At 56.8% G+C, this 14,915-nt stretch carries 15 protein-coding genes; 2 read left to right on the top strand and 13 right to left on the bottom strand.

What is annotated here, in order from left to right; translation table 11 throughout:
• Positions 1-6: 6 nt before the first annotated feature.
• The 5 genes from sucA to sdhC form a co-directional block, all read right to left on the bottom strand.
• Positions 7-2,814 carry a 2-oxoglutarate dehydrogenase E1 component gene (sucA, locus tag PGR29_RS09060; RefSeq protein ID WP_045381571.1) on the bottom strand — a complete coding sequence of 936 codons (2,808 nt, stop codon included), beginning with the start codon at positions 2,812-2,814 and terminating at the stop codon, positions 7-9.
• A gap of 265 nt (positions 2,815-3,079) precedes the next feature.
• Complete coding sequence (gene sdhB, locus PGR29_RS09055; protein ID WP_020079339.1) at positions 3,080-3,796, bottom strand: succinate dehydrogenase iron-sulfur subunit SdhB; 717 nt, start codon at positions 3,794-3,796, stop codon at positions 3,080-3,082.
• 15 nt (positions 3,797-3,811) lie between these two features.
• Positions 3,812-5,578 (bottom strand): succinate dehydrogenase flavoprotein subunit, encoded by a 1,767-nt coding sequence (gene sdhA, locus PGR29_RS09050; protein ID WP_032707635.1) that lies wholly within the window; start codon positions 5,576-5,578, stop codon positions 3,812-3,814.
• Positions 5,578-5,925: a succinate dehydrogenase membrane anchor subunit gene (sdhD, locus tag PGR29_RS09045; RefSeq protein ID WP_015367674.1), complete on the bottom strand. Its 348-nt coding sequence runs from the start codon at positions 5,923-5,925 to the stop codon at positions 5,578-5,580. Before sdhD ends, sdhA begins: the two co-directional genes overlap by 1 nt.
• Entirely contained in the window at positions 5,919-6,323 is a 405-nt protein-coding gene (gene sdhC / locus PGR29_RS09040; RefSeq protein ID WP_020079340.1) for a succinate dehydrogenase cytochrome b556 subunit, read from the bottom strand. The genes sdhD and sdhC overlap by 7 nt, the downstream gene beginning before the upstream one ends.
• Positions 6,324-6,647: 324 nt before the next feature.
• Here sdhC and PGR29_RS24975 point away from each other — a divergent pair, with 324 nt between their 5' ends.
• Entirely contained in the window at positions 6,648-6,779 is a 132-nt protein-coding gene (locus PGR29_RS24975; RefSeq protein WP_418268990.1) for a hypothetical protein, read from the top strand.
• A 183-nt stretch (positions 6,780-6,962) separates the two neighbouring features.
• The gene (gene gltA, locus PGR29_RS09035; protein WP_015367676.1) at positions 6,963-8,246 is read left to right on the top strand and encodes a citrate synthase; all 1,284 of its coding nucleotides are present in this window, start codon (positions 6,963-6,965) and stop codon (positions 8,244-8,246) included.
• A 97-nt stretch (positions 8,247-8,343) separates the two neighbouring features.
• Here the strand turns inward: gltA and nei are convergent, their stop codons facing one another.
• The 8 genes from nei to ybgI all read right to left on the bottom strand — a co-directional run bounded on the left by nei (position 8,344) and on the right by ybgI (position 14,669).
• A complete protein-coding gene (gene nei, locus PGR29_RS09030; protein WP_213317416.1) occupies positions 8,344-9,135 on the bottom strand; it encodes an endonuclease VIII in 792 nt (263 codons plus the stop codon).
• 15 nt (positions 9,136-9,150) lie between these two features.
• On the bottom strand, positions 9,151-9,795 hold the full coding sequence (pcp, locus tag PGR29_RS09025) for a pyroglutamyl-peptidase I (RefSeq protein WP_213794495.1): 645 nt from the start codon (positions 9,793-9,795) through the stop codon (positions 9,151-9,153).
• Positions 9,796-9,804: 9 nt separating this feature from the next.
• A complete protein-coding gene (locus PGR29_RS09020; RefSeq protein ID WP_213317413.1) occupies positions 9,805-10,800 on the bottom strand; it encodes a DUF979 domain-containing protein in 996 nt (331 codons plus the stop codon).
• The gene (locus tag PGR29_RS09015) at positions 10,797-11,522 is read right to left on the bottom strand and encodes a DUF969 domain-containing protein (RefSeq protein WP_015704763.1); all 726 of its coding nucleotides are present in this window, start codon (positions 11,520-11,522) and stop codon (positions 10,797-10,799) included. Before PGR29_RS09015 ends, PGR29_RS09020 begins: the two co-directional genes overlap by 4 nt.
• A 73-nt stretch (positions 11,523-11,595) precedes the next feature.
• Positions 11,596-12,339, bottom strand: coding sequence for a 5-oxoprolinase subunit PxpA (gene pxpA, locus PGR29_RS09010; protein WP_087860213.1), 744 nt, complete (start codon positions 12,337-12,339; stop codon positions 11,596-11,598).
• Positions 12,329-13,261 carry a 5-oxoprolinase subunit PxpC gene (pxpC, locus tag PGR29_RS09005; RefSeq protein ID WP_087860215.1) on the bottom strand — a complete coding sequence of 311 codons (933 nt, stop codon included), beginning with the start codon at positions 13,259-13,261 and terminating at the stop codon, positions 12,329-12,331. The genes pxpA and pxpC overlap by 11 nt, the downstream gene beginning before the upstream one ends.
• On the bottom strand, positions 13,255-13,911 hold the full coding sequence (gene pxpB / locus PGR29_RS09000; protein ID WP_316424638.1) for a 5-oxoprolinase subunit PxpB: 657 nt from the start codon (positions 13,909-13,911) through the stop codon (positions 13,255-13,257). The genes pxpC and pxpB overlap by 7 nt, the downstream gene beginning before the upstream one ends.
• Positions 13,912-13,925: 14 nt before the next feature.
• Positions 13,926-14,669, bottom strand: a complete 744-nt coding sequence (gene ybgI, locus PGR29_RS08995) for a radiation resistance protein YbgI (protein ID WP_032707631.1) — start codon at positions 14,667-14,669, stop codon at positions 13,926-13,928.
• Positions 14,670-14,915 lie beyond the last annotated feature (246 nt).

Raw genomic sequence — 14,915 nt, 5'->3', positions numbered from 1 at the left:
CTTTAATTAATCGACGTTCAGCGCGTCATTGACCAGATCTTGTTGCTGTTTCTGGTGAACGGACATATACCCTACCGCCGGAGAGGCGGAGGCCGGGCGGCCTGCATAACGCAGAGAGGCCCCAAATGGAACTACTTCACGAAGGTGGTGCTGGCTGCAGTACCATGCGCCCTGGTTGAGCGGCTCTTCCTGGCACCAGACAAAATCGTGGACGTGCGAATAAGCTTTCAGCGCTTCCTGCACCGCCTGATGCGGGAACGGATAGAGCTGTTCGATACGCACGATGGCGACATCTTTTTGCTCGTTTTTGCGGCGCTGTTCCAGCAGGTCGTAGTAAACCTTACCAGAGCACAGTACGACGCGTTTCACGGCTTGCGGATCGAGCTCGTCGATTTCGCCAATCGCCGGCATAAAGGTGCCGTTCGCCAGTTCGTCCATGCTGGAAACCGCCAGCGGGTGGCGCAGCAGAGATTTCGGCGACATGACCACCAGCGGACGGCGCATACCGCGCAGCGCCTGACGACGCAGCATGTGGTAAACCTGTGCCGGAGTGGACGGTACGCAAACCTGCATGTTCTGCTCAGCACACAGCTGCAGATAACGTTCCAGACGCGCGGAGGAGTGCTCCGGGCCCTGCCCTTCGTAGCCGTGCGGCAGCAGCATCACCAGGCCGCACATCCGGCCCCATTTCTGCTCGCCGGAGCTGATGAACTGGTCAATCACCACCTGCGCGCCGTTGGCGAAGTCGCCGAACTGCGCTTCCCAGATGGTCAGAGTGCGTGGTTCCGCGGTGGCGTAACCGTATTCGAATGCCAGTACCGCTTCTTCAGACAGCACGGAGTCCCAGACGCGGAACTGGCCCTGGCCGTTGTGTACGTTCTGCAGCGGCGTATAAGTAGAGCCGTTGCTCTGGTTGTGGATAACCGCATGACGGTGGAAGAAGGTGCCGCGACCGGAGTCTTCGCCGGACAGGCGTACCGGAATACCTTCGTCAACCAGGGTGGCGTACGCCAGGTTTTCCGCCGCGCCCCAGTCGAACAGCTTCTCGCCCGCCGCCATCAACTGACGGTCGCCGTAGATTTTCGCTACGCGAGACTGCATCTCAACGCTTTCCGGTACCGTGCTGATGCGTTTGGCCAGCTCTTGCAGACGTTTTGGCTCAACTTTATCCGGATAGCTCTCGTCCCACTCATGGTTGAGGTATGGAGACCAGGTAAAGGAGTGCATGTTCATCGGACGCCATTCCGCTACCACGCAATCGCCGGCATCCAGCGCATCGCGGTAGAGGTTAACCTGTTCGGTAGCGTCTTCCAGCGTCGCGACTTTGTCCTGCTCCAGCTTGTCAGCATAGATTTTGCGCGGAGTCGGATGCTTTTTGATTTTCTGGTACATCAGCGGCTGGGTTGCGCTCGGCTCGTCGGCTTCGTTGTGGCCGTGACGGCGGTAGCACACCAGGTCAATGAAGACATCGCGTTTGAAGGTATTACGGAAATCCAGCGCCAGACGGGTAACGAAAGCGACCGCTTCCGGGTCATCCGCGTTAACGTGGAAAATCGGCGCCTGAACCATCTTACCGATATCGGTGCAGTAAGGCGTAGAACGCGCATCCAGCGGGTTGGACGTGGTGAAGCCAACCTGGTTGTTGATAACGATGCGAACGGTACCGCCCACTTCGTAACCGCGCGCTTTGGACATGTTCAGGGTTTCCTGAACCACGCCCTGGCCGGCTACCGCGGCGTCGCCGTGGATGGTGATTGGCAGAACTTTGTTGCTGCTCGGCTCGTCCAGACGATCCAGACGGGCGCGTACGGAGCCGATAACCACCGGGCTTACGATTTCCAGGTGCGACGGGTTAAACGCCAGCGCCAGGTGAACCAGGCCGCCTTCGGTTTCCATATCGGAAGAGAAGCCCATGTGGTACTTCACGTCGCCGGTGCCGAGGTGTTCTTTATGTTTGCCCGCGAATTCGTCGAACAGATCCTGCGGTTTTTTACCCAGCACGTTAACCAGTACGTTCAGACGACCACGGTGCGCCATGCCCAGCACCACTTCACGGGTGCCGCTCTTACCGGCGTGACGGATGATCTCTTTGAGCATCGGGATTAACGCATCGCCGCCTTCCAGCGAGAAGCGTTTCGCGCCCGGGAATTTGGCGCCGAGGTAGCGCTCCAGGCCTTCCGCGGCGGTCAGTTCGCTCAGGAAGCGCTTTTTCTCTTCCGCGGTGAAGCTCGCTTTACCAGCTACTGACTCAATTCGCTGCTGGATCCAGCGTTTTTCTTCAGTAGAGGTGATATGCATGTATTCCGCGCCGATGGAGCCGCAGTAGGTTTGCTTAAGCGCCGCAATCAGGTCGCCCAGCTTCATCGTATCTTTTCCGATGGCGAAAGAACCTACGTTATAGCTTTCCTGGAAATCGGCCTCAGTGAGATCGTGGTAAGCCGGATCGAGATCCGCCACTCTCTCTTGCTGCCACAGTCCCAGCGGATCGAGATTCGCCTGCTGGTGACCGCGGAAACGGTATGCGTTGATGAGCTGCAGGACTTTAACCTGCTTCACATTGGTATCAGGGTCGGATATCGAAGAAGTGTAACGTGAGGCATCCTTCGCCAGTCGACGGAAATAATCACGTGTTTTCGAATGAAATTGATCCGGTTTAACTCCGGTGCCAGGTAACTGCTGGAACATCGAACGCCAGTTGGCGTCAACAGAGTCAGGATCGGTTAAGAAGTCTTCATAGAGCTGTTCTATCCAGCTCTGGTTCGAACCAGAGAGGTAAGAAGAGTCCAGCCAGGCTTTCATTGCGCCGTTCTGCATCGTGATCCCTTAAGCATTTTTATGCTTATTTCGCCGTAGAAACTACCACGCACACCGAGTGCACGTGCCGGGGTTCACTTGTTGCGGACGAGTTGTGGTTTCTATCCGCTAAGGAACCTTTAAAAACTGTCTAACTATCAGGGGCAGTTTTTAGAGGTTTCCTGCTATCTCTATTGCCTGATGGCGCTTCGCTTATCAGGCCTACAAGATACGATCCTGTAGGCCGGATAAGACGTATACGTCGCCATCCGGCAACGAAAACAACTTACGCGCTGCGCTGCAGCAGCATCGACTTAATATGGCCGATGGCGCGCGTTGGGTTCAATCCCTTAGGACACACACTGACGCAGTTCATAATGCTGTGACAGCGGAATACGCTGAAAGCATCGCTCAGACCTTCCAGACGCTCGCTGGTTTCGGTATCGCGGCTGTCGATCAGGAAGCGATACGCGGCCAGAAGGCCTGCCGGGCCGATGAACTTGTCCGGGTTCCACCAGAACGACGGGCAAGAGGTCGAACAACATGCGCACAGAATACACTCGTACAGACCATCGAGTTTCTCGCGCTGCTCAGGCATCTGCAGATGCTCGCGAGCCGGAGGATTTTGCCCATTATTCAATAAGTAAGGCTTGATCTTCTCATATTGTGCGTAGAATTGCCCCATGTCTACCACCAAATCGCGGATAACCGGCAATCCAGGCAGTGGACGGATAACAATTTTCTTACCCGGCTGGTTCAGCGCGGAGATCGGCGTGATGCACGCCAGACCATTTTTACCGTTCATGTTCAGACCATCGGAACCGCACACCCCTTCACGGCAGGAGCGGCGGAACGACAGCGACGGATCTTTTTCTTTCAGCTGGATAAGCGCATCCAGCAGCATCATGTCGCGACCTTCTTCCGCGTCGAGGGTGTAATCCTGCATATGCGGAGCGTCATCAACATCCGGGTTATAGCGATAAATTGAAAACTCGAGTTTCATATTCCTGTCTCCGCATTAATAAGTACGAATCTTCGGCGGGAATGCCGGACGCAGTTTCGGTTCCATGTTGACCGCTCGACGCGTCATGGATTCCGACTCTGGCAGATACAGGGAATGGCACAGCCAGTTTTCATCATCACGTTCCGGGAAGTCGAAGCGGCTATGCGCGCCGCGGCTTTCGGTACGGAAGTTAGCGGATACCGCCGTGGAATACGCCGTTTCCATCAGGTTATCCAGCTCCAGGCACTCAACGCGCTGGGTGTTGAACTCGCTGGAAGTGTCGTCCAGGCGCGCATTTTTCAGACGCTCGCGGATCTCTTTCAGCTGTTCCAGACCTTTATGCATCGCGTCGCCTTCACGGAAGACCGAGAAGTTATGCTGCATACATTCCTGCAGCGCTTTGCGGATAGCAACCGGGTCTTCGCCGGAACGGGTGTTGTTCCAACGGTTGAGGCGATCCAGGGAAGCTTCGACATCGGACTCGCTGGCAGCACGCAGCGCGCCCTGCTCGGCGATGGATTCCTGCAGATGCAGACCCGCCGCGCGGCCGAAGACTACCAGGTCCAGCAGCGAGTTGCCGCCCAGACGGTTGGCGCCGTGTACCGATACGCAGGCGATTTCGCCAACGGCGAACAGGCCCGGAATCACCACATCTTCGCCCTTCTCGTTCACGGTCAGCGCCTGGCCGGTCACTTTGGTCGGAATACCGCCCATCATGTAGTGGCAGGTTGGGATAACCGGAATCGGTTCTTTAACCGGGTCAACGTGGGCAAAGGTACGAGACAGTTCAAGAATGCCCGGCAGACGGGATTCCAGCACTTCTTTACCCAGGTGATCCAGTTTCAGCTTGGCGTGCGGGCCCCACGGACCATCGCAGCCGCGGCCTTCGCGGATTTCGATCATGATGGAACGCGCCACCACGTCACGACCCGCCAGGTCTTTCGCGTTCGGCGCATAACGCTCCATGAAGCGCTCGCCGTGTTTGTTCAGCAGGTAACCGCCTTCGCCGCGGCAACCTTCGGTGACCAGCACCCCTGCCCCGGCGATACCGGTCGGGTGGAACTGCCACATTTCCATATCCTGCACCGGAACGCCCGCGCGCAGAGCCATACCGACGCCGTCGCCGGTGTTGATGTGGGCGTTGGTGGTGGATTGATAAATACGGCCTGCGCCGCCGGTCGCCAGCACGGTAGCGCGGGCTTTGAAGTACACCACTTCACCGGTTTCGATGCACAGAGCGGTACAACCGACCACCGCGCCGTCCTGGTTTTTCACCAGATCGAGGGCATACCATTCGGAGAAGATAGTGGTGTGGTTTTTCAGGTTCTGTTGATACAGGGTGTGCAGCAGCGCGTGACCGGTACGGTCGGCCGCCGCCGCGGTACGTGCCGCCTGCTCGCCGCCGAAGTTTTTCGACTGGCCGCCAAACGGACGCTGATAAATACGGCCGTCATCAAGACGGGAGAACGGCAGGCCCATATGTTCCAGCTCAAGAATCGCTTCCGGGCCGGTCTTACACATATATTCGATGGCGTCCTGGTCGCCGATATAGTCCGACCCTTTCACGGTATCGTACATGTGCCATTCCCAGTTATCTTCATGGGTATTACCGAGCGCAACGGTGATGCCACCCTGCGCGGAAACGGTATGGGAACGGGTAGGGAAAACTTTAGAGAGCAGCGCACAGGTCTGTCCGCTCTGGGAAATCTGCAGCGCCGCGCGCATACCTGCGCCGCCGGCACCAATTACAACTGCATCAAATTCTCTGACTGGCAATTTCATTACACACCCCACACCACAACAAATCCATAAAGAACGTAAGCCACCAGCGCCACAACGATAATCAGTTGCAGAACTAAGCGCACGGCCAGTGGTTTAACGTAGTCCGTCAACACCTGCCACATACCGATCCAGGCGTGAATCAGGATGGAAACGAGAGCCAGCAGGGTAAAGACTTTGGTGAACGCGGAGGAGAAGAATCCGGTCCAGATTTCCCAGGAGATCTCACCGGAGGTGGCGAAGAAGCCAACCATGTAGATGATGTAGAGGGTCAGAACGATGGCGGTAGCACGGACCAGAATAAAGTCATGTACGCCGTTGCGTCCCAGTGCTGAGGCGTTGCTTACCATACGAGGACTCCTGCGAGAAGTGAAAGCACGACAGTAATAACAAAAGAAATTTTGGCGGAGCGTGTCCCTGCTTCGAGGGTTTCTTCCAGATAGCCAAAGTCCATCAGCAGATGGCGGATACCGACAACGGCGTGATAAGCCAGAGCGGTGAGGATGCCCCACATGATGAACTTCACGAAGAAGCTATTCATGATGGAAGCGGCCGTCAGGAAGCCCTCCGGAGAGGAAAGGCTGGTGCCCAGCAACCAAAGCAGAATACCGACCGCCACAAAAGTGATCACACCGGATACGCGATGGAGAATGGACGCTATCGCCGTGATTGGGAATCGAATCGTTTGTAGATCCAGATTGACAGGTCTTTGTTTTTTCACATTTCTTACCATGAATAACGCCCACATGCTGTTCTTATTGTTTCCTTCCTCCGGTCTGCTTGCGGGTCAGACAGCGTCCTTTCTATAACCAGAAGTCATGTTAAAACCCCTTTCCAGGAGTAAAAGCGTGACCAAACAACGCTGGGTGGCTCGGGATTGCAGGGTGTTCCGGAGACCTGGCGGCAGTATAGGCCGTTCACAAAATCATTACAATTAACCTACATATAGTTTGTCGGGTTTTGTCCGGAACAGTGATCAAGGTCACGATTACAACATTATTTTAAATTTTAATCACCTGATTTGACAAATATTAAACATTCTTGTTACAACCATTACTAGATTAATGCAATAATGCCCAAAAGTTATGGGGTCACTCTTTCACCTGAGAATAAGTTATGTAACAGTGTGATGGTATTGACCGATGTAATCAGGACAGTTATTAGTGGTATACAGGTTTTAATATTCGGGCTGCTAAAACGCTGATTTGCTGCCGTTTCACTCCCGGGCTGAAGACGTACCATCAAGCGCCTGCGCTCTGTACCCTGCAATTTTCGCGACACAGAGCTGTGAGCAACATAACAATCTGGTAACGTAGTCAGGTTCGGGCCGAATGCAAATCCACCACCCGGCAGTCTTAAGCAATAAAAGGCGCTAAGGAGACCATAAATGTCTGATGCTAAAGCAAAAATCACCCTGGGTGGTGACACTGCTATTGAACTTGATGTGCTAAAAGGCACGCTCGGTCAGGATGTTATTGATATTCGTAGTCTTGGTTCAAAAGGTGTCTTCACCTTCGACCCCGGTTTCACTTCAACAGCCTCGTGTGAATCTAAAATTACTTTTATCGACGGCGATGAAGGGATCCTGCTCCACCGCGGTTTCCCGATCGATCAGCTGGCTACCGAGTCAAATTATCTTGAAGTGTGCTACATCCTGTTGAACGGCGAAAAACCGACTCAACAGCAGTACGACGAATTCAAAACTACCGTTACCCGCCACACCATGATCCACGAGCAGATTACCCGTCTGTTCCACGCGTTCCGTCGCGACTCTCACCCGATGGCGGTGATGTGCGGTATTACCGGCGCGCTGGCGGCGTTCTATCACGACTCCCTGGACGTAAATAACCCACGTCACCGTGAAATCGCCGCCTATCGTCTGCTGTCTAAAATGCCGACCATGGCAGCAATGTGTTACAAATATTCTATCGGCCAGCCTTTCGTGTATCCGCGCAACGATCTCTCCTACGCGGGTAACTTCCTGAATATGATGTTCTCCACGCCGTGCGAAACCTATGAGGTTAACCCGGTACTGGAACGCGCAATGGACCGTATCCTGATCCTGCACGCTGACCACGAACAGAACGCATCAACCTCTACCGTGCGTACCGCTGGCTCTTCCGGCGCTAACCCGTTCGCCTGTATCGCTGCGGGTATCGCCTCCCTGTGGGGACCGGCGCACGGCGGCGCCAACGAAGCCGCGCTGAAAATGCTGGAAGAGATCAGCTCCGTTGAACACATTCCGGAATTCGTGCGCCGCGCGAAAGACAAGAATGACTCTTTCCGCCTGATGGGCTTCGGCCATCGCGTGTACAAGAACTACGATCCGCGCGCCACCGTAATGCGTGAAACCTGCCACGAAGTACTGAAAGAGCTGGGCACCAAGGACGATCTGCTGGAAGTGGCTATGGAACTTGAGCACATCGCGCTCAATGACCCGTACTTCATCGAGAAGAAACTGTATCCGAACGTCGATTTCTACTCCGGCATCATCCTGAAAGCGATGGGTATTCCATCCTCGATGTTTACCGTCATCTTCGCGATGGCGCGTACCGTCGGCTGGATTGCCCACTGGAACGAAATGCACAGCGACGGTATGAAAATTGCCCGTCCGCGTCAGCTGTATACCGGCTACCAGAAGCGCGATTTCAAGTCCGATCTCAAGAAGTAATTTCACCCCTTTTGGGGTTAGCAAAAAAAATCGGGGACCTTCCCCGATTTTTTTTATTTAAGCGTACAAAAAAATTTTAATCGCTCAACAACTGGCGTTAGTGCTGGCAGCCAGGGCACCAGTAAAAGGGTCGCGATGACAGCATCGTTTTCTCAATGATGCTGCCGCAACGTTCGCAGGCCTCCCCCTCGCGATGGAAAACCTTAAAGCGGAATAGCGCGCCATGATGTTTGTTTTCATCCACCTGGCCGCGGGTGCGGTAAGAAAGGCGCGGGATATCCAGCAGCGCGTGCGCCAGCGCATCGAGCTGCGTGTCATTGAGCTCGGCGGCCTTATGCTGCCCGGTCAGCCCTACCTGCCACAGGATCTCCACCCGCAGATAGTTACCGAGCCCGGCGAGAAACGCCTGGTCCAGCAACAGGCCGGAAAACTGGCGATTGCGAAATTTCGCCGACAACAGGCGCTCTCTGACCTGCCCGGCGGTTAACGTCATATCCAGCACATCCGGCCCGACCCGTTGTAAAAACGGATGATCGGCCAGCTGTTGCGCCGTCAGCATCTCAATCTCCGAGGCGCTATAGAGCAAAATCGCCTTGCGTGCGGTCTGCAGTCTGACGCGCAGTACGCGGTTCGATTGCGGCTCAACGCCGGCATCCACCACGCGCCAGACCCCATACAGCTGGTTATGGCTATACAGCGTCAATCCGCCGGAGAAGTGGGTTAACAGGGCCTTGCCGCGGGTAGCGATATGGGTCACCCGTTGGCCAATCAGCTGGCTTTGATAGGGTTGCAACTGTGGAAAGGCGAACCAGGCTTCGGTTAACGGTTCGCCTTTGATAGCCGCCTCCAGGTTATCCGCCGCGCGGCGGATCTCCGGGCCTTCAGGCATAGTATCGTCCTTCTGTTAGTGCGTGGCGCCGCCGCCAATTTTGACGTCGTCATCCTGTTCAAGAGCGACGGCAATCGCCGTTTCCAGCGCCGCGCGTACCGTCGCGACCGACATACTCGCCTGCCCCGGATGAGCCGCCGCCTGTTCAGGCAGATACGGAATATGGATAAAACCGCCCTTCTGCCCGGCTTTGCCCTGCAACTGATGTAGCAAACCATACATCACGTGATTGCAGACAAAAGTGCCCGCGGTTTGCGACACCGAGGCCGGGATCCCCTGCTGGCGCAGCGCGCTAACGATCGCTTTGATCGGTAGCGTACTGAAGCAGGCCGCGGGGCCATCAGCGACGATCGGCTCATCGATCGGCTGTTGGCCTTTATTGTCGGGGATCCGCGCATCATCGACATTGATAGCCACTCGTTCGACGGTAATATCGACACGGCCGCCGGCCTGGCCGACGGCAATCGTTAGCTGCGGTTGATAGATTTCCAGCGCGGCCTTCAGCGCCGTCAGCGCCTCGCCGAACACGCAGGGTAACTGTTTAGCCACCACCTGCTGCCCGCGAATCATCACGCCATCAAGTTGCTTAACCACTTCCCATGAAGGGTTAATCGTTTCGCCGCCGAACGGCTCAAAACCGGTAATTAATACGCCAGCCATCATCCCTCCTTACAGGAACATCAGGAAATAGAGTAAGAATACGTTGACGATAAGCAGCAGGATACCGGTCGGTACCTGGGCTTTAATCACCGCGTTTTTATCCGGCAGTTCCAGCAGCGCCGCCGGCACGATATTAAAGTTCGCCGCCATCGGCGTCATCAGCGTACCGCAGTAGCCGGAAAACATACCAATCGCCGCCATCACCGCCGGATTGCCGCCGTGCTGCAGGACTAAAATCGGAATGCCAACCCCGGCGGTCACGATCGGGAAAGCGGCAAAGGCGTTGCCCATCACCATCGTCAGCACCGCCATGCCGATGGCGTACACGGCCACGGCGATAAAGCGGTTATCTACCGCCAGATAGTGCTCGGTCAGCCATGAAATGCTGGTTCCGACGCCCGCCGCGGTAAATAGCAGCCCCAGCACCGCGAGGATTTGCGGCAGGATAAAGGCCCAGCCGACGGAATCCAGCAAACGGCGCGCTTCCTGCATCGGTTGCGCCACCGTTTCATGCGTCATACGAATCGCCATCGCCAGGCCAATCAGCGTACCGACGGTCATCGAGAACAGGGTAATCAGCGTCGCGTGGTTGCCCGGCCCGAAGAGCGCCACCTGCCATGAAGGCAGATTGTTAAACAGCAGAACGCCAATAACGGTGACGACCGGAATCGCCAGCGCCGGATAGAAAAGTTTGTTGCCGAGGCGTTTCGCGCTGGCGGTTTTCTCTTCCTGGGTACGCTGATGGTAGCTGCCGAGGCGCACGCCGCCAAAACCAGCGATTAGCGCCAGTACAACCACCAAGCCGCCGACGGCGATGTTCACCGTACGCTTATCGCCCACCAGTTGATACGTCCAGTCGCCGAGCAAGAACACCAGCCCGTACAGGCCCCAGAACAGGCCGGTTGTCAGGCGCCGCGGATTGCTTTTGTCGCGCCAGGACATGATAGCCACGACCAGCAGTACCGCGCCGGCCAGCCAGTATAAATACGTTTGCTGGAAGTTCATGCCGCACCGCCTTTCGCCTGCCCGGCGTTAACGCGGTCCAACTCGCGCTGGAGATGGCGATCGAGGCGCCACAGGCGCGCGGCGTGGATCAGGAAGGCGCAGATAGCCGTCGGGATCCCCCACAGGGCAATATGCAACGGTTCCGTCTGGATCCCGCCCGACTCCAGCATAAAGTTGTGCATGAAGATGATCGCGCCAAAGGCGACAAAAATATCTTCACCGAAGAACAGGCCAACGTTGTCGGTCGCCGCCGACATCGCACGCAGGCGGTAGCGCACATGACCCGGCAGCGGGCCAAAGCGCTTTTCCGCCGCCCCCTCCGCCATCGGCGCCAGCAGCGGGCGCACCATTTGCGGATGTCCGCCGAGGCTGGTCAAGCCCAGGGCGGCGGTGGCTTCGCGCACAAACAGATAGACGATCAGCAGACGTCCGGCGGTCGCGCTATGGATCTTCGCGATCCACGCCTGCGCCCGCTCTTTCAGACCATGGCGCTCCAGCAGCCCGATCACCGCCAGCGGCAACAGCAGAATAAACGGCAGATTACGGGTATTAAGGAAGCCCTCGCCCAGTTTCTCCAGAATAGTGGCTATTGGCATATGCGCCGCCACGCCGGTGACGATCCCGGAGATAATCACCACCAGCACCGGGTTAAAGCGTAATACAAAACCGACCACAATCACGGCAATGCCGATCAGCGGCCAGAGGGATATCGCCTCTTGCATAATAACGTCCTGTTCAGTTGTGAGTGTTGTTAGTTATTTGATTTAATTATTATTAAAATACTAAGGCGGACTATTAATCGATGTCCGCGCTGACGTCGATATTGCGCCCTGCGAAAGCAGCGCGCAAGCGTCGGGCGAAATCGAGCGCATGAGCGCCATCGCCATGCAGGCAGACCGTTTCCGCCTTCACATGCGCCCATTCGCCGCTCAGGCTGCGCACCCGATTGTGTTGCACCATTTCCAGCGTTTGCGCCAGCGCCTGCTCTTCGCTCTCTATCAGCGCGCCCGGCTGGCTACGCGGCACCAGGCTACCGTCGGCGAGATAGCCGCGATCGGCGAAGACTTCCTGACGCGTCGTCAGCTGATAATGCTGTCCGGCGCGAATAAGCTCGCTCCCCGCCAGCCCGACCAGCACCAACCCGGCGTCGGCATCGCGCACCGCACGGGCGATGGCATCGGCCAGCGGTGGCTCTTTCGCCGCCTGGTTGTACAACATGCCGTGCGGTTTAACGTGCCGCAGCTCGCCGCCCTGGGCATGCACAATCGCCGCCAGCGCGCCAATTTGGTACAGTACCTGGGCGTAGACCGTTTCTGGCGGTAACTGCATTGCGGTTCGACCGAAATTTTCCCGGTCCGGGAAGCTCGGGTGTGCGCCAATAGCGACGCCGTTTTTCAGCGCCTCGCGCACGCACTGCTGCATAAGCAGCGCATCGCCGGCGTGAAAGCCGCAGGCGATATTGGCGGAAGAGACCAGCTGCAGCAGCGCGCTATCGCTGGCGCAGCCTTCGCCGAGGTCGGCATTTAAATCAATTTTCATCGCTCAATCTCCAGGCCAGTTGTTCAAGGTAACGCTGCTGGTCGGCGCGCGCTTTCAGCGCTTCTTCCAGCGAACAGGGGACGAAATGGATCGGCTGACCCAGCGGAATTTGCGCCAGTTGGTACATATCGGCTTCAATAATGCAGGCTATACGCGGATAGCCGCCGGTGGTCTGCGCATCGTTCATCAACACGATCGGCTGGCCGTTATGCGGCACCTGTACCACCCCAGGCAGTAGGCCATGGGAGAGCATTTCACGGTCGGTTGTGCGCTTGAGCGGCTGACCCTGCAGGCGGTAGCCCATACGGTTGCTCTGCGGGCTAAGCCGCCACGGCGAACGCCAGAACGACTCCTGCGACACGCTGTCGAATTCGTGATACTCCGGCCCCGGCAGCGCACGAATGATATTACCGGTCGGTAGCTGTTTAACGCCGCGCGAGGCGCTAAAGCGGCGGGAGGATTTCCCAATCTTCAATTGATCGCCATCCTGCAATCGGCGCCCTTCGATTCCGCCGATGCCAACTTTCAGATCGGTAGAGCGGGAACCTAAAACTTCAGGTACGTCGATGCCGCCCGCCACCGCCAGGTAGCTGCGGATCCCATGCTGAGGATTTTTCAGCACCAGCCGCTGCCCGGCCTTTGCTTCCATTCGCCAGCCCAGCCAGACCGGCGCGCCGTCGAGCGTCGCTTCACAGGCGGCGCCGGTCAACGCGAACCAGCAGTGGCGGGTAAACTGCACATCGATCTGACCCAGCGTAATCTCCAGCGCCGCCGCCTCCGGCGCATTGCCTACCAGCAGATTGGCAATGGTCATCGCCGGTTTATCCAGCGCGCCGCAGCGGCTAATCCCCCACTGCCGCTGGCCTTCCCGGCCGCCATCCTGTACCGAGGTATACATGCCGGCGCGGATAAATTTCAACATACCCCCTCCTTCTGCGGCACAAAGCGTACGCGATCGCCAGAACGTAGTAGCACCGGTTCTTCACGCTTTGGATCGAATAATGCCAGCGGCGTGCGCCCCAGCAGCTGCCAGCCGCCCGGCGTCGCCAGCGGATAAATACCGGTTTGCGATCCGCCGATACCGACGGATCCCGCCGGTACCAGTACGCGCGGCTCGGCGCGACGCGGCATGGCCAACTGCTCCGGCAGGCCGCCAAAGTACGGAAATCCCGGCTGGAACCCCAGAAACCACACCACATACTCCACCGAAGAGTGCAGTTCGACCACCTGTTTTTCGCTCAACCCGCTATGGCGCGCGACGTCGCCAAGATCTGGCCCCGCTTCACCGCCATAGATAACCGGGATACTTATCTCACGGGATTCCGGCTCCAACGCATCGCTCTCTTCCCACCAGCGCTGCAGCTTGTCAATCGCCTCCCACGCCATCTCCTGCGGACGACGCAGCACAACGGTGATGTTGTTCATCCCCGGGATCACTTCAATCACCTCTTCGTGATCGGTTAACCGCTGCGTCAGGCCCCAGATACGTTTTTGGCTCTCCAGGGTCACCGGAGGCTCAAGCTCCAGGACCACCGCCGTTTCACCTAATAGATAACAACGCGCTCGCTGCACTTTTTTCTCTCTCATCAGGCCGGGTTAGGGATATCAATAAAGGTGACGTCCAGGTCGGTATTTTCCGTCAACCACTCGCTCAGGGCGCGAATACCGCCGCGCTCGGTGGCATGATGGCCGGCGGCATAAAAATGCAACCCCTGCTCACGAGCGGAATGGATGGTCTGCTCAGACACTTCACCGGTAATAAAGGCATCGACGCCAAAGCGGGCCGCGCTATCGATAAAGCTCTGGCCGCCGCCGGTACACCAGGCGACGCGGGTAACTTTGTCCGGCCCGGTATCGCCGCACCACAGCGGTTTACGCCCTAATCGCGCTTCAATCCACGATGCCAGTTCCAGCCCGGATACCGGCATAGACAGCTCGCCCCAGGGCACCAATGGTTCGATTTCCCCCATCACATTGATCCCCAGCAGCTGCGCCAGTTGGGCGTTATTGCCCAGCTCCGGATGCGCATCCAGCGGTAAATGCCAGCCATAAAGATTGATATCGTTGGCCAACAGCGTTTTCAGGCGATTGCGCTTCATGCCGCGGATCACCGGCGATTCGCCTTTCCAGAAGTAGCCGTGATGCACAATCACCGCATCCGCCTGCAGACGCACGGCTTCATCGAGCAGCGCCTGGCTGGCGGTGACGCCGGTGACGATTTTCCGCACCGTCTCCCGCCCTTCCACCTGCAGGCCATTCGGGGCGTAATCACTGATGGCCGCGCTATTCAGTTTTTCGTTAATTAATTGTTCCAGTTCGCTATTTTTCATTGCCGCTCCATCAGAAAATCTGTTTGTACAAACCTATAACATAACCACATCCGCCCGAGTCGTCGATAGCGACGCCAAAGGGTCCATTTCAGCCATTCGCATAATCGCCCAAATTGCCTCTTCCCCTCACCGCGCATTAGTGTATATTTATGCACTTATAAAGCATATTAAATAACAAGAAAGCCATTTAGGCCATGAATAACACCAGACAAACGCTATTCATGCAGAAAGATCGACTTTCGTTTT

This window comes from Klebsiella sp. 141203 (assembly GCF_032601985.1).
GTDB classification, from domain to species: domain Bacteria; phylum Pseudomonadota; class Gammaproteobacteria; order Enterobacterales; family Enterobacteriaceae; genus Klebsiella; species Klebsiella aerogenes.
The sequence above is the reverse complement of the archived record's forward strand: the minus strand, read 5'-3'. Positions and strand labels throughout refer to the sequence as shown.